The 19,142-nt window shown below is 64.1% G+C and carries 19 protein-coding genes; all 19 read left to right on the top strand.

All coding sequences use genetic code 11. The annotated features are described in order from the left end of the window. Position 1: 1 nt before the first annotated feature. The 19 genes from R2770_11020 to R2770_10930 all read left to right on the top strand — a co-directional run bounded on the left by R2770_11020 (position 2) and on the right by R2770_10930 (position 19,140). The gene (locus R2770_11020) at positions 2 to 871 is read left to right on the top strand and encodes a Rieske 2Fe-2S domain-containing protein (GenBank protein MEZ5280993.1); all 870 of its coding nucleotides are present in this window, start codon (positions 2 to 4) and stop codon (positions 869 to 871) included. A 94-nt stretch (positions 872 to 965) separates the two neighbouring features. Continuing rightward, positions 966 to 2,042, top strand: coding sequence for a c-type cytochrome (locus R2770_11015; GenBank protein MEZ5280992.1), 1,077 nt, complete (start codon positions 966 to 968; stop codon positions 2,040 to 2,042). Between the two features lie 7 nt (positions 2,043 to 2,049). Then, positions 2,050 to 2,862, top strand: coding sequence for a hypothetical protein (locus R2770_11010; protein MEZ5280991.1), 813 nt, complete (start codon positions 2,050 to 2,052; stop codon positions 2,860 to 2,862). 11 nt (positions 2,863 to 2,873) lie between these two features. Further along, a complete protein-coding gene (gene ndhC, locus R2770_11005; protein MEZ5280990.1) occupies positions 2,874 to 3,350 on the top strand; it encodes an NADH-quinone oxidoreductase subunit A in 477 nt (158 codons plus the stop codon). After that, a complete protein-coding gene (locus R2770_11000; GenBank protein MEZ5280989.1) occupies positions 3,350 to 3,919 on the top strand; it encodes an NADH-quinone oxidoreductase subunit B family protein in 570 nt (189 codons plus the stop codon). The genes ndhC (R2770_11005) and R2770_11000 overlap by 1 nt, the downstream gene beginning before the upstream one ends. Then, complete coding sequence (locus R2770_10995; GenBank protein MEZ5280988.1) at positions 3,916 to 4,401, top strand: NADH-quinone oxidoreductase subunit C; 486 nt, start codon at positions 3,916 to 3,918, stop codon at positions 4,399 to 4,401. Before R2770_11000 ends, R2770_10995 begins: the two co-directional genes overlap by 4 nt. A gap of 1 nt (position 4,402) precedes the next feature. Next, entirely contained in the window at positions 4,403 to 5,701 is a 1,299-nt protein-coding gene (locus R2770_10990; protein ID MEZ5280987.1) for an NADH-quinone oxidoreductase subunit D, read from the top strand. A gap of 26 nt (positions 5,702 to 5,727) precedes the next feature. Next, on the top strand, positions 5,728 to 6,348 hold the full coding sequence (locus R2770_10985) for an NAD(P)H-dependent oxidoreductase subunit E (GenBank protein MEZ5280986.1): 621 nt from the start codon (positions 5,728 to 5,730) through the stop codon (positions 6,346 to 6,348). Further along, positions 6,345 to 7,784 carry an NADH-quinone oxidoreductase subunit NuoF gene (gene nuoF, locus R2770_10980; GenBank protein MEZ5280985.1) on the top strand — a complete coding sequence of 480 codons (1,440 nt, stop codon included), beginning with the start codon at positions 6,345 to 6,347 and terminating at the stop codon, positions 7,782 to 7,784. Before R2770_10985 ends, nuoF begins: the two co-directional genes overlap by 4 nt. Then, the gene (gene nuoG / locus R2770_10975) at positions 7,781 to 10,351 is read left to right on the top strand and encodes an NADH-quinone oxidoreductase subunit NuoG (protein MEZ5280984.1); all 2,571 of its coding nucleotides are present in this window, start codon (positions 7,781 to 7,783) and stop codon (positions 10,349 to 10,351) included. Before nuoF ends, nuoG begins: the two co-directional genes overlap by 4 nt. 30 nt (positions 10,352 to 10,381) lie before the next feature. Beyond that, on the top strand, positions 10,382 to 11,590 hold the full coding sequence (gene nuoH, locus R2770_10970; GenBank protein ID MEZ5280983.1) for an NADH-quinone oxidoreductase subunit NuoH: 1,209 nt from the start codon (positions 10,382 to 10,384) through the stop codon (positions 11,588 to 11,590). Positions 11,591 to 11,592: 2 nt separating this feature from the next. Beyond that, positions 11,593 to 12,216: an NADH-quinone oxidoreductase subunit NuoI gene (gene nuoI, locus R2770_10965; protein MEZ5280982.1), complete on the top strand. Its 624-nt coding sequence runs from the start codon at positions 11,593 to 11,595 to the stop codon at positions 12,214 to 12,216. Then, positions 12,213 to 12,761 (top strand): NADH-quinone oxidoreductase subunit J, encoded by a 549-nt coding sequence (locus R2770_10960; protein ID MEZ5280981.1) that lies wholly within the window; start codon positions 12,213 to 12,215, stop codon positions 12,759 to 12,761. The genes nuoI and R2770_10960 overlap by 4 nt, the downstream gene beginning before the upstream one ends. Further along, positions 12,761 to 13,066, top strand: coding sequence for an NADH-quinone oxidoreductase subunit NuoK (gene nuoK, locus R2770_10955; protein ID MEZ5280980.1), 306 nt, complete (start codon positions 12,761 to 12,763; stop codon positions 13,064 to 13,066). The genes R2770_10960 and nuoK overlap by 1 nt, the downstream gene beginning before the upstream one ends. 4 nt (positions 13,067 to 13,070) lie before the next feature. After that, positions 13,071 to 14,951 carry an NADH-quinone oxidoreductase subunit L gene (nuoL, locus tag R2770_10950; protein ID MEZ5280979.1) on the top strand — a complete coding sequence of 627 codons (1,881 nt, stop codon included), beginning with the start codon at positions 13,071 to 13,073 and terminating at the stop codon, positions 14,949 to 14,951. Beyond that, positions 14,951 to 16,564: an NADH-quinone oxidoreductase subunit M gene (locus tag R2770_10945; protein MEZ5280978.1), complete on the top strand. Its 1,614-nt coding sequence runs from the start codon at positions 14,951 to 14,953 to the stop codon at positions 16,562 to 16,564. Before nuoL ends, R2770_10945 begins: the two co-directional genes overlap by 1 nt. Next, the gene (locus R2770_10940; GenBank protein MEZ5280977.1) at positions 16,564 to 18,063 is read left to right on the top strand and encodes an NADH-quinone oxidoreductase subunit N; all 1,500 of its coding nucleotides are present in this window, start codon (positions 16,564 to 16,566) and stop codon (positions 18,061 to 18,063) included. Before R2770_10945 ends, R2770_10940 begins: the two co-directional genes overlap by 1 nt. Positions 18,064 to 18,280: 217 nt before the next feature. Further along, positions 18,281 to 18,646 (top strand): NADH-quinone oxidoreductase subunit A, encoded by a 366-nt coding sequence (ndhC, locus tag R2770_10935; protein MEZ5280976.1) that lies wholly within the window; start codon positions 18,281 to 18,283, stop codon positions 18,644 to 18,646. Continuing rightward, positions 18,637 to 19,140, top strand: coding sequence for an NADH-quinone oxidoreductase subunit B family protein (locus R2770_10930; protein MEZ5280975.1), 504 nt, complete (start codon positions 18,637 to 18,639; stop codon positions 19,138 to 19,140). Before ndhC (R2770_10935) ends, R2770_10930 begins: the two co-directional genes overlap by 10 nt. Positions 19,141 to 19,142: the final 2 nt, after the last annotated feature.

Here is a 19,142-nt window from a genome sequence, read left to right as displayed (position 1 = left end):
TATGGACGCCTCAACAGTGCTCGCCATCGCAATACCAGCCCTGGTCGGTTTGGCCGTGGTTGTTGCCGTGGTTTCTATGCGCCGCCGCGACCAGGCGGGCTTGGGCCACCTGTCGCGCGAAACCCTCAGCCGCGAGGCTGCGGTTGGTCTCGGCGTGAACGACGACGTCGAGTCGGTCTCTGGCCGCGAGGTCGAACGGGCTGCGGCCCTCGAGCGCATCGGCGGCTCGATCGAGCCGGTCAAGGTCGCCACCGCTCCCGAGGTGTGGACACCACCTGACCCCGAAGCGCTCGGTGTCAGCCGCCGCCAATTCCTCAACCGTTCTGCCATTGGCCTCATGGGTCTCAGCCTTTCGGGCTTTGGTGCTGCGGTGTTGGCGTTCCTTTGGCCCAAGGCCGGCGGTGGTTTCGGTTCCAAGGTCAAGGTCGGCACCATCGAAGATGTTCAGACGGCATGGGAGAGCAGCCAGCCAGCCGTCAACTTCGCCTACTTCTCCGAGGCCCAGACCTACGTGCAGCCCTATCCGGCCGACGCACTCGCCGCCGGCAAGGCTGTGTACAAAGAGGCGCTTCACCCCGGTCTCGAGGCAGGGATGATCGCACTGTGGCAAAAGTGCCCGCACCTGGGCTGCAAGGTTCCTGCCTGCGCGACGTCGCAGTGGTTCGAGTGCCCATGCCACGGTTCGCAGTACAACCGTGTTGGCCAAAAAAAGGCCGGCCCGGCACCTCGCGGTCTCGATGCGTTCCCCATCGAGATCAGCGGTCAGGACGTCATTGTCAACACCGGAGCGGTCCTTCAAGGACCCACGCCGGGTGTCAACACCACCAACCAAGGTCTTGAGGGGCCGCACTGCACCTCGGGTGGCCACTAAGGTCTGACGCCGGCTACCCGGCGTCGCTCGAAGCATCGGGCGGGAGAGAGAATTCGTGATCATCGCTGCCAGCACAGAACGGACCATCGGTCTGGTGATCCTCGCGATCATCATCATCGCCTGGGTCGTCTATGTGTTCGTCAACATCCTTCAGTCGAAGGCCGAACTCGGGTCTGAGGTCGAGCTTGCGGCCAACCGCAAGCCCATGCCGACCGACGACGAGTTCGAGGGCCCACGGCTCGAGCGCGTCCAGGCTTGGGGCGTGCTGTTCCTGGCTGTCATCGGCCTCGGTCTGCCGATCTATTGGCTGCGTGAGCCCGGGCGCCAAGACGGCGCCCAGCGGTTGCTCGACGACCAGGCCCTTTCACGGGGCGAAGAGGCCTACACGGCCGGTTTCCAGTGCAACAGCTGCCACGGCGAAGACCTCAGCGGTGGTGCTGCTGCCACCATCGTCAAGTTGCCCCGGGGCAGCAGCGGCGACGAGGTCAGCGTCCAGGTCAACTGGGCCGCACCCTCGCTGAACGACGTGTTCTACCGCTTCGACACCGACATCGAAGATCCCGAGGACAGCACCGAGGTTCGCTCGATCCTCAACTTCGGACGTGCTCCGGTCATGCCGGCATGGGGTCTGCCCGGCGGCGGCCCAGGCAACGAGCAGCAGATACAGGACGTCATCGACTATCTCTGGCACAACCAGCTGAGCCAAGAAGAGGTCGTCGACAAGTGGCAGAGCGCGTTCGCCACCCAACAGGGGCTCGACGAGAACGCCGGCAAGTCAGAGGGCCAGGTCCTCTACGAGCTGCATTGCGCCCGGTGCCACACCCCGTTCTACAGCTCGCGTGGTACCCACGTTCAGCCGACCGGAGCCGAGGTGACCATCGAGCCCGGGCAGCCGGGTGCGGGCGCGTACGGCCGACCGCTCAGCGCTGCATCGTTGACCGAGCAGTTCCCCGACATCGAAGACCAGATCGGTTTCGTCACCCGAGGCGCCGAGCAGGACGTTCCCTACGGCACCAGGGGCCTCGGCAACTACGGAATGCCCGGATTCGGCACCTTCCTCTCAGAAGACGAGATCCGAGCCATTGTCGAGTACACCAGGACCTTCGAGCTCGAGCCCGGCCTGACCGGCACGGCTGGCGACGAGGTCAACCCAGAATCGAGCGAGGGATAAGTCGCAGATGATCAGCAGCCTGCTCGCTTTCCAGTGGGATCCGAACATAACCGGCTACCTCGCTGTCGGCATCGGTTTCATCGTGCTGTGCGGTTCGGTCTACCTCCTGTTGGCGACCAACGTCGGAACCCGCCTCGGATTCTTGATTTCACTCTGTGGTCTTGCCGGCTGGATGTTCCTGATGGGCATCATCTGGTGGGTCTATGGCATCGGTCTGGTCGGCGATCCGCCCTCGTGGCGACCGCTGCAGATAACGACCAACCTGGCCGCTGCCGACGTCGACGAGGTTCAGCAACTCGCCAACCTGCCGTTGGGTGCCGAACCGCCAGGCGATTGGCAGCTTGTCAGCGCTGAAGAGCGCGGCGACATCGACTCGGCGGCAGATGCCGAGATCGTCTGTGCTGCTGCCGACGAGCGTCGCCTCGAGGTTGTCAACAACTGCTTGTACGAGAGCGCCCAGGACATCTTCCACCACCGAGCGTTTCGTATCGGTGGCGAGCGCTCTCGCCCGCTGATTCCCAGCAACAAGCTCTTCGACTTCTTCCTGCCCACGTGGGGCTCACCCCACTACACCGTGGTCCAGGTGCAGGCTTATCAAGACCAGCCGCCGATCGACCTGAACTCCGATGCTCCGATTCCCGAGCGCGTCCTGGACGACAACGCCACCATCTGGAGTGTCGTGATGGTTCGCGACCAGGGCAACTTGCGATTCCCGCCATTCCTGATAACGGTGGGGTCTGGGATCCTCTTCGCGATCACCGCTTATCAGTTGCACCGTCGTGACTTGGCCCTGATGGCCAGGAGCGGCGCCCAAACCTAAGGAAAAGACCGATGGAGCAGTACCTGCCGATTCTGACGCTGGGGGTACTGGGGGTCATATTCGTACTGGGGAGTATCTTCGCATCTCGCTTGCTCGCGCCCAGCCGAGCGACGAGGGCGAAGTCGGCGCCATACGAGTGCGGCATCACCGATACCGTCGAGGCGCCCGAGCGATTCCCGGTCAAGTTCTATCTGGTCGCGATGTTGTTCATCATGTTCGACATCGAGATCGTGTTCTTGTATCCGTGGGCCGTCGCCAACGGCGAACTAGGGGCTTTTGGCCTGGTCGCGATGCTGATCTTTGCTGGCATCTTCTTCCTGACCTTCGTCTATGAGCTCGCGCTCGGAGGCCTCAACTGGGGTCCCGGGAGGAAGCGACTCGACCCGGTTCGCTCACCCGAGCGCACCACCACGAGCACGGTCCGCAAGGTCGGGCTCGAGGGACGCTTCGCCGTCCCACAGCCACAAGCGGAAGGTGAGGCAGCCTGATGGGATTCCTCGACGACGGCCTCGAAGGACTCCAACACAACTTCATCACCGCTCCCATCGAGGAGCTGGTCAAGTGGGCCCGCCGGCGCTCGCTGATGCCGGCGACCTTTGGTTTGGCGTGCTGTGCCATCGAGATGATGGCGACGGGCGCCGCCCACTATGACATGGCGCGCTATGGCATGGAGACGTTCCGGGCGTCGCCACGCCAGGCCGATCTCATGATCGTGGCCGGACGTGTCAGCCAGAAGATGGCCCCCGTTCTGCGGACCGTCTACGACCAGATGATGGAACCCAAGTGGGTCATCTCCATGGGCGTATGCGCGTCCAGCGGCGGGATGTTCAACAACTACGCCATCGTCCAGGGCGTCGACCAGATCGTTCCTGTCGATGTCTACGCACCCGGGTGTCCTCCGGGACCCGAGACACTGCTCCATGCAATCTTGACCCTGCACGAAAAGATCCGCACCGGAGAGCTCACCCAGCGCCGCGAACAGAACGGCGGCGGGGCCGGCATCCACCTCGACGAGCAGCCGGCACCTGTGATCATCACCACGGGTGGCGGACGGTGACCGCCGCCGTAGATGCAGCTGCCCTCGGAGTCGTCGAGACGAGCTCGCGGGGCCAACAGGTTCTTCACCCTGACTTGGCGGGATACAAGGACACCGTCGTGGCTCTGTTGGGTCAGGGATTCACGATGTGCGCCGACCTCACCGCCGTCGACTACCTCGGCCTCGACAACCGCACGGTCGCCGACGGCGTAGCGGCCAAACGCTTCGAGTTGGTCGTCAACCTCCTCGACCTCGTCGGGCGTCGGCGGGTTCGCCTGCGCGTTCAGCTCGACGACGGCCAGAGTGTGCCGACCATCGTCGACCTTCATCCGGGTGCAGAGGCGATGGAGCGAGAGGCCTACGACATGTTCGGCATCACCTTCGACGGTCACCCAGACCACACCCGAATTCTCATGCCCGAGAACTGGGTGGGCTACCCGCTCCGCAAGGACTTCTCCATGGGCCGCATCCCAGTTCAGTTCAAGGCTCCGGAGGGCAGGTGACATGACGACCACCGAGAACTCACCGGACCACATCGATACAGACAGCATCCTGGCTTCTCGCCAGGCCCTCCTCCACGACGACAAGGTGTTGCGCCTGTCCGAGATCCGTGCCGCCGAGATAGCGGCCGACATCGAAGACGAGCGGATGATCATCAACATGGGCCCGCAGCACCCGTCGACCCACGGCGTGCTCAGGGTCATGTTCGAGCTGCAGGGCGAAACCGTGGTGCGCAGCAAGCCGATCATCGGCTATCTGCACACCGGCATGGAGAAGACGGGCGAAGACCTGACCTTCCTGCAGGGCTGCACCAACGTCACTCGCATGGATTACGCATCGCCGCTGTTTTCCGAACTGGCTTTCTCTCTGGCCGTCGAGCAGTTGCTCGAGATCGAAATACCCGAGCGCGCCACCTGGATCCGCATGCTCATGACCGAGCTCAACCGGATGAGCTCGCACCTGCTGTTCTTGGCCACCAACGGCATGGACCTCGGCGCCGTCGGCATGATGTTGTACGGCTGGAAGGAGCGCGAGGACGTACTCCGCTTCTTCGAGACCGTCACCGGTCTGCGGATGAACCACAACTACATCCGCCCCGGTGGTGTGGCCGCCGACCTACCCGATGGTTGGGAAGATGGCGTGGCGAACCTTCTGTCGGGCCTGCCCGAGCGCCTCGAAGAGTTCGACATCCTCATGACCGGCCAGCCGATCTGGCGCGATCGCACCCAGGGCATCGGAGTCATCACGACCGAAGACGCCGTGGCTTTGGGAGCAACCGGGCCAATTCTGCGCTCGACCGGCTACGCCTGGGACCTGCGGCGTGACATGCCCTACCTCGCCTACCCCGAGGTCGACTTCGACGTGGTCGTCGGTACCTACGGCGACACCTTCGACCGCTATGCCATCCGTCTCAACGAGATACGCGAGTCGATGCGCATCGTCCAGCAGTGCCTCGAGCGCATGCCCAGCGGCGACTATCGCAGCGACGACCGCAAGGTGACCCCACCGCCCCGTGCCCGCATCGACGAGTCGATGGAGGCACTGATCCACCATTTCAAGATCTTCACCCAGGGTTTCAGCGTGCCCGAGGGCGAGGTTTACGCCGCCGTCGAGTCGCCCCGCGGCGAGCTCGGCTGCTACATCGTCAGCGACGGCTCGACCAAGCCCGTGCGTATGCACATCCGCGGACCCAGCTTCGTGAACCTACAGACACTGCCCCACCTGCTCCAGGGGGGCCTCATTGCCGACGCCGTGGCCGTCATCTCGTCGGTCGACCCGATCATGGGCGAGGTCGACCGCTGATGGTGGCCCGATCAGATGAAACACCGATGAGCTTCTTCACACCCCAGAACCGGAGTCTCGCCGAGACGATCGTGGCTCGATATCCACGTCGTCGTTCGGCCACGATTCCACTGCTGCACCTGGCCCAAGAGCAGCACGGATGGATCTGCGACGAGGCGATGATCGAGATCGCCGAACTGGTCGATGCCACCCCTGCCGAGGTCAAGGGCACCGGCACGTTCTACGAGATGTTCAAGTTCCACCCGGTGGGCAAGTACGTGGTGAACATCTGCGGCACCATGTCATGTCAACTGCTCGGTTCCGAGTCGTTGATGCACCACGCCGAACAAAAGCTCGGAATCACCGCCGGTGGCACGACCCCCGACGGTCTGTTCACCCTCGAGCACGCCGAGTGCCAGGCGGCCTGCACCGAGGCGCCCACGCTGCAGGTCAACTACCGCCACCGCTATCGGGTCACCACCGAGGCATTCGATCAGCTCATCGACGACCTGGCGGCGGGGCGACTCGACGCCGAGATCCCGCCACACGGCACGCTGGCCCGCACCCGCCAGGACATCCCGGCAGCCAAATGGGTCGGCGCCGTGCCACCCGAAGACGTCGACAGTGCCCCGGCCTGGCTTCCCACCGAGTCGAAGGAGGGTGCATGACCGTTCGCCCCATTCCACATGCGCCCGGGTTCTTCGCGAACGACGAGACGCCTCGCGTGGTGACGTCGCGCTTCGACCACGAAGACGGCTACACCTTCGAGCGAGCAATGGCCACCGGTGCCTACGAGGGCCTCAAGACCGCCCTCACCAAGACGCCGTCCGAGGTTCACGACGAGGTGCGCAACGCCACCGTTCTGGGCCGCGGAGGCGCAGGCTTCCCCGCGGGTGTCAAGTGGGGCTTCATGCCTCCCACCGTTTGGCCCCGCTATCTGGTCGTGAACGGCGACGAATCCGAGCCAGGCACCTACAAGGACCGCCTGCTCATGGAGCGCGACCCCCACCAACTGATCGAGGGTTGCCTCATCGCCTGCTACGCCGTGGGCCTGTCGCAGTGCTTCTTATATGTGCGCGGCGAGATGCCCCTGGCACACGAACGGATCGCCCAGGCACTCAACGACGCATATGCCGCCGGGTTCGTCGGCAAGAACATCCTGGGCACCGACTTCAGCGTCGACATCATTCTCCACTGGGGCGCGGGCGCCTATGTCGTCGGTGAGGAAACGGCGCTCATCGAATCGCTCGAAGGCAAGCGAGGCATGCCGCGCCTGAAGCCGCCCTACTTCCCAGCGGCCATCGGCTTGTACGGGCAACCGACGATCGTCAACAACGTCGAGACGTTGTCGAACCTGCCCTGGATCCTCAACCACGGCGCCACCGCGTACACCGCCATCGGCACCGAGACCTCGCCCGGAACCCGCATGGTGGCCGTGTCCGGCCACGTCAAGCGCCCGGGCGTCTACGAGATCGTCAACGGCACGACGACGTTCCGCGACCTGATCTATGGCGACGACTACTGCCAGGGCATGCTCGAGGGCCGCGAACTGAAGGCCTTCGTGCCGGGCGGCGGCAGCGCCCCCTGGTTCACTCCAGAACAGCTCGATATTCCGTTCGAGGGCCGCGAAGCCGGTGCTGCTGGTTCGATGCTGGGTTCGGGCGCCGTGATGGTGATGGACGACACAACCGACATCCCCACAGCCGCTTTGTCGCTGACACGCTTCTACGCCCACGAGTCATGCGGCAAGTGTGTTCCGTGCCGCGAGGGCGGCACCTGGCTGGAGAAGATCCTCACGCGAATCGTGCGGGGCCACGGCACCCGCCGCGACCTCGACCTGTTGCTCGAGGTCGGTGAGAGCATCTGTCCCGGCGACTTCCCGCACGCGTCCAGCTCGAAGCTGGGCCTCGAGGCGCAGCCCTTCCCGTACAAGATGACGACCATCTGCTTCGTCGGCCCGTCGGCCTTTGCCCCGGTCCATTCGGCTCTCACTCTGTTCCGTGAAGAGTTCGAGGCCAAGCTGCTGCCCGACGACGCCGTTTCGCCCAACTCGGTTCCGGTCGCCATCGGCGCCAAAGCACACGCTGGGGAGGCCTCGCGATGAGCGATGCAGTCGAAGCTACGCCAGGTGTTGCCGTCACCATCAACGGGGTCGAGGTCGTCGCCAAACCGGGCGAGCTGGTCATCGAGGCTGCCGAGCGAAACGGCACCTACATCCCCCGGTTCTGCTACCACCCGCGCATGAGCTCGGTGGGCATGTGCCGCCAGTGCCTCGTCAACATCGACACCGGACGTGGTCCGGGCCTGCAGCCCTCGTGCATGATTTCGGTGTCGGACGGAATGGTCGTCGACACCGAGTCTGAAAGCGTCAAGCGAGCCCAAGAGGGCATCCTCGAGCTGCTGTTGGTGAACCACCCGCTCGACTGCCCGGTCTGTGACAAGGGTGGCGAATGCCCCTTGCAGGATCAGACGCTGGCCTTTGGTCCCGGCGAGTCGCGCTTCGTCGAAGAAAAGCGGCATTACGAGAAGCCGATTCCGATCAGCGACCTGGTCTATCTCGACCGCGAGCGCTGCATCCTGTGCGACCGCTGCACGCGCTTCGCGCGCGAGGTGGCCGGCGACCCCCTGATCAGCTTCATGCAGCGGGGGAACCAGACCCAGGTCCTGACCTTCCCCGACGATCCGTTCAATTCGTACTTCTCTGGCAACACCGTGCAGATCTGCCCGGTGGGTGCCCTCACGGCCAAGCCCTACCGCTTCCGGGCCCGGCCATGGGACCTCGCCGAGGTCGAATCCACCTGCACCACCTGTTCGGTTGGTTGTCGGGTGGCCGTGCAGTCCAGCCGCAACGAACTGCTGCGCTATCAGGGCGTCGACATCGAGTCGGTCAACCACGGCTGGCTCTGCGACAAGGGCCGTTTCGGGTTCGAGGCTGTCAACTCCGATCAGCGCCTGACACAGCCCTATGTTCGCAACGGTGCCAACGACGCAGAGTTGGTGGGCACAGACTGGAACTCGGCGCTCGACGCCGCCGCCGAGGCCCTGCGTGCCGCAAACGGGTCGGTCGGTGTCATCGGCGGCGCCCGTCTGTCCAACGAGAACGCGTACGCGTGGTCGAAGTTCGCCCGCACGGTGCTCGACACCAACAACGTCGATGCCCAGCTGGGCGACGGCCTGACCGCCGAGATGTTGCTGGCACTCCCGCGAGCCACCATCAACGAGGCCGCTTCTGCCGACCACGTCCTGTTGCTGGGGCCAGACCTCAAAGAAGAGCTTCCGGTCCTGTACCTGCGGCTGCGCGGAGCATCCGAGAACGCCACCAAGCTGGTCGAGCTGGCACCGGTTCCGACAGGGCTCACCAAGTACGCAAAGGTCGCTCACACATACCGGCCGGGCGAGTTGGCACATGCGGTCAACGAGCTGATGGCGGGTCCGCTGGGCCAGGAAATGGCGTCTGGCCGCACCGTGGTCGTGGTCGGGCGCCCGTCGTTGGCCGACTCGTCGGCCGAGGTCGAGCAGGCCGTCGCTGTGCTGCTCGAGAAGCTGCCGGAGGCCACGTTCCTGCCCGTCCTGCGGCGCGGCAACGTGTTCGGCGCCATCGACATGGGCTTGGCACCGGGCCTGCTGCCCGGGCGCATCGCCAACGACGAGGCCGGCCGCCAGTGGTATGCATCCAAGTGGTCGAATGTCGCTGCCAACCAGGGCATGGACACCATCGCGATGCTCGAGGCTGCGGCGTCGGGCCGACTTCACACATTGCTTCTCATCGGGTCCGACCCGCTGTCCGATGTCCCCGATCGCGACCTGGTCGAGCGTGCGTTTGCCGGAGTCGCCGAGGTCATCGCGGTCGACACCTTCGCCAACGCGTCGGTAAGGCGGGCCGGGGTGGTCTTGCCGACTTCGACGTTCGCCGAAGCGGGCGGCACCACCACCAACATCGAGGGGCGCGTCAGCACCCTCGGATACATGGTGACCGCGCCGGGTACGGTTCGCGACGATTGGACGATCGCAGCCGAGCTGGCCTGGCGTCTGGGCTCTGACCTGCACCTCGAGTCGCTGCAAGACATTTGGGACGAGATCGAGGCGCTGGCCCCCAGCCACTTCGGTTGCACCGCCGAACTGCTCGCTGCCGACAGCGAGGGTGTGCTGGTGCCTCTGCCCAAGCCTGCGGCCCCCGAAACCGAGGTCGAGCCGGTCGCCGAGGCATCACCAGCCGACGACGATGACACCACTGCGGACGCAGCCACCGAGGCAACAGACGATGCCGACGAAGCGGCCGAACCTGTCGGCGTAGCTGTCCCTGACTTTGTCGGCTGGGCCGCTCCGGCGCTGGCCGCACCGCCCGCGGTCGACGGTTATTCCCTGAGGCTCGTGGCTCGCCGGCGCTTGTACGACCTGGCCACCCACACAGCCATGTCGCCCAGCATGGCCAACATGGCCCAAGACGCGGTCCTCAAGCTGCATCCCGCCGAGTTGTCCGGCCTCGGCATCGACAGCGGTTCACGGGTCAACGTCACCTCGTCGAGAGGCACCACGGTGCTGGCCATCTCGGCCGATTCGTCCGTGCCGCGCGGCGTGGCATTCATGGGCTTCAACCAGCCAGGGGTATCGGCTGCAGATCTGATCAGCTCCGAAACCACGGTCACCGAGATAAGGATCGAGACCCGATGACCGTCTTGCGACTCGACCGGGAGGCCCGCCGTGTTCGGTGATCCGCTGTTCACAGACGGAGTCGACGGCTGGGATGTCGTCATCATGGGCGGCAAGGTCGTCATCGCCTTTGTGTTCTTGCTGGTGGCCACCATGTTCATGGTGTGGTTCGAACGCAAGGTCGTGGGCGACATGCAGAACCGCATCGGCCCCAACGTCGCTGGGCCATGGGGCCTGCTGCAGACGTTCGCCGACGGTGTGAAGTTCTTCTTCAAAGAAGACCTCAAGCCCGCCAACTCCGACCCGTTGGTGTTCCGGTTGGCGCCATATCTGTCTGCGGTCACCGCCTTCCTGGCCTTTGCAATCGTGCCCATAGGCGGCGTATTCACCGACGGACGTAACGGCACCATCAGCATCGGCGGACGCGAGACGTTCGTGCAGGTGGCCGATCCGCCCATCGGCATCTTGTTGCTGCTTGCTGTGTCATCGATCGCCGTATACGGAATCATGCTCGCAGGTTGGTCGTCGGGTTCGAAGTACCCGCTGCTGGGCTCGGTGCGTGCCTCGGCACAGGCGATTTCCTATGAAGCCGCTCTGGGCATGTCGGTCGTTGCGGTGGTGCTGCTGTCGGGCACCTTGTCGACCCACGGCATCGTCCTCGAGCAGGCCGGCGGAATCCGGTCGTGGTTCTTCCTGGCCAGCGGCATCATCCCATTCGTCGTGTTCCTCATCGCCGCCACCGCCGAGCTGAACCGCCCGCCCTTCGATCTCGTCGAGGCCGAACAAGAACTGGTAGGCGGCTTCCACACCGAGTACTCGTCGATCCGTTTCGCCCTGTTCTTCCTGGCCGAGTTCATGAACGTCATCACGATGTCGGCCATCATGGTCACCTTGTTCTTCGGCGGCCCCGCCGGCCCGATCTTCTTCGGGCTCGATTGGTTGTGGCCCACCGTCTGGTTCTTCGCCAAGGTGCTGGTGTTCCTGTTCGTGTTCGTCTGGTTCCGCGCCACCCTTCCCCGGCTGCGCTACGACCAGCTCATGCACCTTGGCTGGAAAGTGCTGATCCCGATGATGCTCGGGTGGCTGCTCGTCCGGGCGGCGATCCTGCAGCAGCAAGAGGGCAACATCGACGCCGTTGTCGCAATCGTCGTGGGCGTCATCTTGGCGGTGGGTGCAACGGCGCTGCTGACAGCAGCATTCGCCGCCGGTGACCGGGCTTACGAACGCGACAACGCTGTCAAAGACGAGGTCGGAGGCTGATCATGGGCATGCTCGACTACGTCAGGGGTTTCAAGGTCACCTTCGACCGCCTCTTCGAAGAGCGCGTCACCACCGAATACCCGAAAGAGAAGCGGCCCAAGCCAACGCGCTTTCACGGCCGCCATGTCCTCAACCGCTACGAGGACGGCATGGAGAAGTGCATCGGTTGCGAACTCTGCGCCGGTGTGTGTCCTGCCAAGTGCATCTACGTACGAGGCGCCGACAACCCCATCGACGACCCGGTCTCGCCCGGCGAACGCTACGGATACGTCTACGAGATCAACTACCTGCGCTGTATCCACTGCGACCTGTGCGTAGAGGCGTGTCCAACCGGCGCCATCACCGAGTCCAAGCTGTTCGAGTTCTCCTTCACCAACCGCGCCGACGCCATCTACACAAAGGCCGAACTGGTCGTAGACGACAACGGCCAGCCCAAGCGCCAGCCGTGGGAGCTTTGGCACGACGGTGACGGCGACAACCTGTCTGGCTGGCTGAGGGCGACATCGCCTTCGGGACGTGCCAGCTACGAGGGTGTCGTGGGCTGGAGCGGCGACCTGGGTGCAGGCGTCAGGGCTCCTGAGGCCGGCCAGTCAGCGTCGGCAGGCGAGTCGAAGGGCCACCAATGATCGACCTCATCGTTTTCATCGTCGCCGCCGCGATCTGCCTGGTTGGCGCCGTCGGCGTCATCTTGGCCAAGAACCCGGTGCACTCGGCGCTGATGCTCGTCATGACCTTGTTCGGAATTGCCGTGCACTTCGTGGCCCAGGAGGCGCACTTTCTGGCCGCGGTGCAGGTCATCGTCTACGCCGGTGCCATCGTGGTGATGTTCCTGTTCGTCATCATGTTGTTGGGCGTCGACATCGAGACCAAGCTCGAGCTACAGGTCATGCCCACACAGAAATACGCCGCCGGCCTGTTCGCGCTCGCGGGGCTGGGGGTGCTGGGTTTCCTGATCGTGCGCGAGCTCGACCCGATCTCGCCGGTCGCCGCCGGAACCGCCATCTCCGAAGATGTCGCCGACGTCAAGCAACTGGCCTATTCGCTGTTCGACCAGTACGTGTTCGCCTTCGAGCTGACCTCCGTCCTGCTGATCGTGGCGGTGATAGGCGCCGTGATCTTGTCTCGCAAGCCGCGGCCCGAACTCGAGGAACCCTCTGGAGGTGAGTCCTGATGGAGGTCACGAGTAACTGGTACCTCGTCCTCGGGGCGCTGCTTTTCATCATTGGTGGTGTGGGCCTGCTGATACGCCGCAACCCGCTGGTGATGCTGATGTGCGTAGAGCTGATGCTGAACGGCATCAACCTGTCGTTCGTCGCCTTCTCTCGAATGCTGAACGACGTAGCGGGGCAAACCGTGGTGTTCTTCGTCCTGGTCATAGCCGCGGCCGAGGTCGTGGTTGGCTTGGGGCTGGTGGTGGCCATCTTGCGCCGCCAACCCGGCGCTACGGCCGACGATCTGAACCTGATGAAGGGGTAGGGGAGTGCTCGAACTCATCTGGCTCGTTCCGGCGCTGCCACTCGCCGGATTCCTCACCCTGGTCGTATTTGGCCGTCGGCTGGGCGAACCCCTGGCGGGTTGGCTGGCCACAGCAGCCGCGGCCGGCTCGTTCCTGGCCACGGTGGTGGTGTTCGTCGGCCTGCTCGGCGAAGACGGTCACAGCCGCCAGTTCGAGCAGGTCTTGTTCGACTGGCTTCCCGTCGGCTCGCTCAACGTCGAGGCCGGTTTCCTCGTCGACCCGCTGTCGATCACGATGGCGCTGTTCATCACCGGCGTCGGCAGCCTGATCCACCTCTATTCGATCGGCTACATGCACGGAGACGAGAAGTTCTCGAAGTTCTTCGTGTACCTCAACCTGTTCTTGTTCTCGATGCTGATGTTGGTATTCGGGAACAACCTCATCGTCACCTTCCTGGGCTGGGAGGGTGTGGGCGCGTGCTCGTACTTCCTGATCTCGTTCTGGCACACCCGCGAGTCTGCGGCGGTTGCGGGCAAGAAGGCCTTCGTCACCAACCGCGTCGGCGACTGGGGCTTCATGGTGGGAACGTTCCTGCTTTGGACCACCATCGGCACCGTCACCTACGCCGAGATCGGCCCGGCGGCCCACGAGCTGTCGAGCACCACGGCCACTGCCGTTTCGCTGCTGTTCCTCGTGGCCGCAGCCGGCAAGTCGGCCCAGCTGCCTTTGTATGTGTGGCTTCCCGACGCCATGGAAGGCCCCACGCCGGTTTCGGCGCTGATCCACGCGGCCACCATGGTCACCTCCGGCGTCTACCTGTTGGTGCGCCTCAACCCGGTACTCACCGATGACGCCCTCACCGTCGTCGCAATCGTCGGTGCCGCAACGGCGCTGTTCGCGGCGCTGTCCGCTGTGGCCCAGCACGACATCAAGAAGGTGCTGGCCTACTCGACGGTCAGCCAGCTCGGCTACATGTTCCTGGCCATCGGCTCGGGCGCCTATGTGGCAGCGATCTTCCACGTCATCACCCACGCGTTCTTCAAGGCCCTCCTGTTCCTCGGATCGGGATCGGTCATCCACGGGATGCACGACGAGCAGGACATGCGCAAGATGGGCGCGTTGCGCGCCCTCATGCCCATCACGGCGGGCACCTTCATCGTCGGCTGGCTGGCCATCGCCGGTGTGCCACCGTTCAGCGGATTCTGGTCAAAGGACGAGATCTTGCTCGCAGCGTGGGAGAAGTCGCCGGTGCTGTGGGCCGTCGGCCTGGTCACAGCGCTGCTCACCGCCTATTACATGAGCCGCCAGGTGTTCCTGGTGTTCTTCGGCAAGGCACGCTGGTCCGATGAGGGCGATCACGCCGTACATCCACACGAGTCGCCTTGGACGATGTGGACCCCGCTTGCCGTGCTGTCCGTGGCTGCGGTCGCCGGCGGTGCGCTGAACCTGCCTCTGGTCAAAGACTGGCTGGTGCTCGAGCACTTCCTCGAGCCGGTCTTCGAACACGGCCACCTGCACCACTTCACCTCGTCCACCGGCACCAAGGTCGGCCTGGCGGTGGTGTCGGTCGTCGCCGGCCTCATCGGCATCGCCTTTGCAGCCCGGGCCTGGCTGCAACACAAGGTCAACACCGACAAGCTCGAGCCCAAGTTCCTCGAGAACGCCATGTATGTGGACGCCACCTACGCCAAGGTCGTCGGCGGCCCTGGCCAAAAAGGCTTCGACCTCTTGGCCGCTTTTGATCGCAACGTCGTCGACGGCGCGGTCAACGGCGCCGGGCGTGTTGTGCAGACGGTCGGACGATTCATCCAGCCGGCCCAGAGCGGCTACGTGCGCCAGTACGCGATTGGTATCGCGCTGGGCGCCCTCGCCCTGGTCATCTGGCTCATGACAGGGGCGGTGTGATGTCGCAGATGTCCATGCTCGCATCATCCACAGGCGCCTCAATGCCTGTGCTGACGTGGCTGATACTCACACCAGCGGTCGGGGCGGCGTTGATAACCCTCCTGCCCAAGAACCTGCCTGGAGTACATCGCCAGATCGGCGTGTTGTTCTCGGCGGCCGCCGGTGCGCTGTCGATCTATCTGGCGGTGAAGTTCGACACCCATGCCGGGGGCTTCCAGTTCGAGTCGATTCGCGAGTGGATTCCTTCGCTGGGCATCTCGTGGCACCTGGGCGTCGATGGCATCTCGTTGTGGCTGGTGGTGTTGACGGGTCTGATCTTCCCGATCGTGTTGGCCGGCATCGACCCTCACGGCGACGAGAAGCCCTACACCGCGTGGATGTTGATGCTTCAGGCGGGCTCGTTCGGCGCGTTCTTGGCCCTCGACCTGTTCATGTTCTTCATCTTCTTCGAGATCGTTCTGGTCCCGATGTACATGTTGATTGCAGGCTGGGGTTACGCCGACCGCAAGTACGCCGCCACCAAGTTCTTCCTCTACACCATGTTCGGCTCGGCGCTGATGCTGGTGGCGATGTTGACCCTGGTGTCGCTGTCGGCCGACCACGGCGGGCTCACCTTCGATCTGGTCGCCCTTGCCGAGCGTCAGGCGTTGGGGGTCAACACCGCCCGCTGGCTGTTCCTGGCCTTCGCCCTGGCGTTTGCCATCAAGGTTCCGGTTGCGCCGATCCACACCTGGCTACCCGATGCTCACACCCAGGCGCCCACGGGTGGCTCTGTCATCCTGGCTGCCGTCATGCTGAAGCTGGGCACCTACGGCCTGTTGCGCTTCGGGCTGTATCTGTTCCCGGAGGCTTCGGTCTATTTCGCCCCGCTGCTGGTGACGTTGGGTGTGATCGGGATCATCTACGGAGCCATAGTCGCCACCGTCCAAGGCGATCTCAAGCGACTGGTCGCCTACTCCTCGGTGGCCCACATGGGCTTCATCGTGCTCGGCACGTTTGCGTTCACCACCCAGGGCATTTCGGGTGGCGTGCTGCAGATGGTCAACCACGGCATCAGCACCGGCGCCCTGTTCATCCTGGTAGGCATGATCTACGAGCGGCGCAAGACCCGCGCCATCGACGAGCTCTCGGGCATCCAGAAGGCCGCACCTGTGTTGGCCGGTGTCTTCACGGTTTCGATGCTGTCGTCGGTGGGCCTGCCGGGCCTGAACGGCTTCGCGGGCGAGTTCTTGATCCTCATCGGTTCGTTCGAGACGCGTCGTTGGTGGACCGTCGTGGCTGCTGCCGGCGTGATCCTCGCTGCCCTGTACCTGCTGTGGGCCTATCAGCGGGTGTTCCACGGTGAACCCACAGACGCCGACATGGAAACGCCCGAACTCAAGAAGGGCGAGGCCCTGCTGATGGTGCCGTTCATCGCGGCCATGGTCTTCCTGGGTGTCTACCCGCAGCTCCTGCTCGAGCGCATCGAGCCCAGCGTCGACGTTCTCGTGACACACCTCGAGACCTACACCGACTACGAGCGGCCCGAAGAAGTGGTCGTGGTGCCCGCCGACGGTGAGCACTCCGACGACTCAGATCACGCCGGCACCGAGTCCGAGGAGGAGGGTCACTGATGTTCGCCCAACTCAGCACATTCGATGCCCCCTCGGTCGACTGGTTCGCCCTGGCGCCCCAGATCATCCTCGTGGGTGCGGCGCTGTTGATCATGCTGATCACAGCCCTGTCGGCCCGACCCGTTCCCGGATGGTTCTCGACCGGGCTCACCGTCATCGCCGGTGTGGCTTCGGTCATCGTGGCCATGGTGTTGTGGAACGACGTGCGCGACGAGGGCGCCTATTCCACAGTCGCCGGAGCCATAGGCGTAGACGGGTTCTCGCTGTTCTTCACGGTCTTGGTGTCGTTGGGCCTGATCGCGACCGCTCTCGTCGGCGACTCGTATCTCCGGCGCGAGCACATGGCCGCACCCGAGTTCCACGCCCTGTTGCTCAGTGCATCCACCGGTGCCATCGTCATGGCCTCGGCCAACGACCTGGTGGTCATGTTCATCGGCCTCGAGTCGTTGTCGATCGGTCTCTATGTGTTGGCGGCCATGCAGTTCCGCAGGCCACAGGGCCGCGAAGCTGCCATGAAGTACTTCGTGTTGGGAGCGTTCTCCAGCGCATTCCTGCTGTACGGCATAGCCCTGGTCTATGGCTCGACCGGCTCGACCAACCTGGTCGTCGTGCGCGATGCCACCAGCACGCTAGGCAACCTCATCTCGCCGAACGAGCTCTTGGTCGTCGGTATAGCCCTGTTGCTGGTGGGCTTCGCCTTCAAGATCGCGGCCGCACCGTTCCACTTCTGGGCTCCCGATGTCTACGAGGGATCGGCCAGCCCGGTGTCTGGCTTCATGGCCTCGGTCGCCAAGGCCGCCGCCTTCGCCGCCCTTCTGAGGGTCATCGTCGTGGCCATGGGCGCCAACGACGGCGATTGGGCCATCCCGCTGGCCGTTCTGTCCGCAATATCGATCATCGTCGGCGCAGTGATGGCGATCTCGCAAAACGACGTCAAACGTATGCTTGCCTTCTCGTCGGTGGGTCACGCGGGCTACGTGTTGGTGGGTGTCCAGACCGCCACTGCCGAGGGCATGTCGTCTGCGCTGTTCTATCTGTTCGTTTACACGTTCATGGTCATCGGCAGCTTTGCCGTCGTCAGCGTTCTCGGCTGGGACGGTGGGCATCCCATCGAGCGCTACGAGGGGCTCGCCAAACGTCGCGCCTGGTTGGCCGGCGCGTTCACCGTGTTCTTGCTGGCACAGGCCGGTGTGCCCTTCACAGCCGGTTTCGTGGCCAAGTTCCTGGTCATCAAGTCGGCCGTGGCCGACGAGGTCTACTGGCTGGCCGTCCTGGCCATGGTCGCCTCGGTCATCACCGCGTTCATGTACCTGCGCATCGTGATGTCGATGTGGATGCGAGACGCCGACGTCGACGGTGCACCCGTGCTGTCGATCAGCCCGGCTACGGCCTTTGTCCTGGCCGCCACCGTCGCCGTGACGTTGGTCTATGGCGTCGTCCCCGACTCGCTCATCGAGTTCGCCCGCGACGCCGTACCCGTGCTGGTGGCCGGCGGCTGATGTCTCGGGTTCTTCCGGCAGACGGGCCGTCTGAGGCTGCTCGCCTGTCGGAATTTCGGTACAAGCCACACCGTCGCACCAGCTTTGTCGGGGCCTTGTCGAACACAATGTTCCGTAGGGCCCTTGGCCTCTAGTAGCTTGGTGGAGTCGGCATCCCCACCAGAGGCGAGAAGAGGGGTTTGCTGGCTCGTGAAAACGATCACTAGCCTCTCCTGCCGTGTCCGAACTCGTCCGTAGCTACCTAGTCGTCGCTCTCTTCGGCATTGCTGCCGTTGGCATGGTGGCGTTCATGCTCGGTCTCGCCCGCTTCTTGCGGCCGACCCGCCCTACAAGGCAAAAGCTCATCGCCTACGAATCGGGCGTAGATCCCTCGGGTAGCGAGTGGGTCCAGAGCCAGATCCGTTATTACGTCTTTGCGGTCTTGTTCGTGATCTTCGACGTCGAGGCCGTGTTCATCTTCCCGTGGGCCATCGGCCTCGAGGATTACGGCCTGTTCGGGCTCGTCGAGATGGCGATCTTCATAGCCATCTTGGCCCTCGGCCTCGGCTACGCATGGCGCAAGGGAGTACTTCGATGGGCCTAGTCGAAAAGGGCTGGAACAAGGGCCCCATCCAAAAGCTGCTCAACTTCGGGCGCTCTCGCTCGATGTGGGTTTACCAGTGGGGTCTGGCCTGCTGCGCCATCGAGATGGGTGCTGCGTTCGGTTCGCCGCGCTACGACGTCATGCGCCTGGGCGTCATCCCGTTCCCGGCGAGCCCCCGCCAGGCCGACCTCGTCGTCATCTCGGGCACGGTCACCGACAAGATGGCGCCGGTCATTCTGCGTCTGTACGAGCAGATGCCCGAGCCCAAGTACGTCATCTCGATGGGCTCTTGTGCCAACAGCGGCGGCCCCTACTGGGACAGCTACTCGGTAACCAAGGGTGTCGATCAGATCATCCCCGTCGACGTCTACGTGCCCGGTTGCCCACCGCGGCCCGAGGCGCTGCTCGAGGGCATCGTGTTGTTGCAGGACCGGATCCTGAACGAGGACATGGGCGAGAAGTGGCGCGGCGATCCAATCGTCGTCGCCGAGTGAGG

The organism is Acidimicrobiales bacterium, from assembly GCA_041394185.1.
GTDB lineage: Bacteria > Actinomycetota > Acidimicrobiia > Acidimicrobiales > Poriferisodalaceae > JAAETH01.
This window is presented reverse-complemented; position numbering and strand designations above follow the sequence as displayed.

Excerpts from the sequence above, each read along its gene's own strand:
- R2770_11020 (MEZ5280993.1), top strand. The coding sequence starts at position 2 with ATGGACGCCTCAACAGTGCTCGCCATCGCAATACCAGCCCTGGTCGGT.
- R2770_11010 (MEZ5280991.1), top strand. The coding sequence starts at position 2,050 with ATGATCAGCAGCCTGCTCGCTTTCCAGTGGGATCCGAACATAACCGGC.
- ndhC (MEZ5280990.1), top strand. The coding sequence starts at position 2,874 with ATGGAGCAGTACCTGCCGATTCTGACGCTGGGGGTACTGGGGGTCATA.
- R2770_11000 (MEZ5280989.1), top strand. The coding sequence starts at position 3,350 with ATGGGATTCCTCGACGACGGCCTCGAAGGACTCCAACACAACTTCATC.
- R2770_10990 (MEZ5280987.1), top strand. The coding sequence starts at position 4,403 with ATGACGACCACCGAGAACTCACCGGACCACATCGATACAGACAGCATC.
- R2770_10985 (MEZ5280986.1), top strand. The coding sequence starts at position 5,728 with ATGAGCTTCTTCACACCCCAGAACCGGAGTCTCGCCGAGACGATCGTG.
- nuoF (MEZ5280985.1), top strand. The coding sequence starts at position 6,345 with ATGACCGTTCGCCCCATTCCACATGCGCCCGGGTTCTTCGCGAACGAC.
- nuoG (MEZ5280984.1), top strand. The coding sequence starts at position 7,781 with ATGAGCGATGCAGTCGAAGCTACGCCAGGTGTTGCCGTCACCATCAAC.
- nuoI (MEZ5280982.1), top strand. The coding sequence starts at position 11,593 with ATGGGCATGCTCGACTACGTCAGGGGTTTCAAGGTCACCTTCGACCGC.
- R2770_10960 (MEZ5280981.1), top strand. The coding sequence starts at position 12,213 with ATGATCGACCTCATCGTTTTCATCGTCGCCGCCGCGATCTGCCTGGTT.
- nuoK (MEZ5280980.1), top strand. The coding sequence starts at position 12,761 with ATGGAGGTCACGAGTAACTGGTACCTCGTCCTCGGGGCGCTGCTTTTC.
- R2770_10945 (MEZ5280978.1), top strand. The coding sequence starts at position 14,951 with ATGTCGCAGATGTCCATGCTCGCATCATCCACAGGCGCCTCAATGCCT.
- R2770_10940 (MEZ5280977.1), top strand. The coding sequence starts at position 16,564 with ATGTTCGCCCAACTCAGCACATTCGATGCCCCCTCGGTCGACTGGTTC.
- R2770_10930 (MEZ5280975.1), top strand. The coding sequence starts at position 18,637 with ATGGGCCTAGTCGAAAAGGGCTGGAACAAGGGCCCCATCCAAAAGCTG.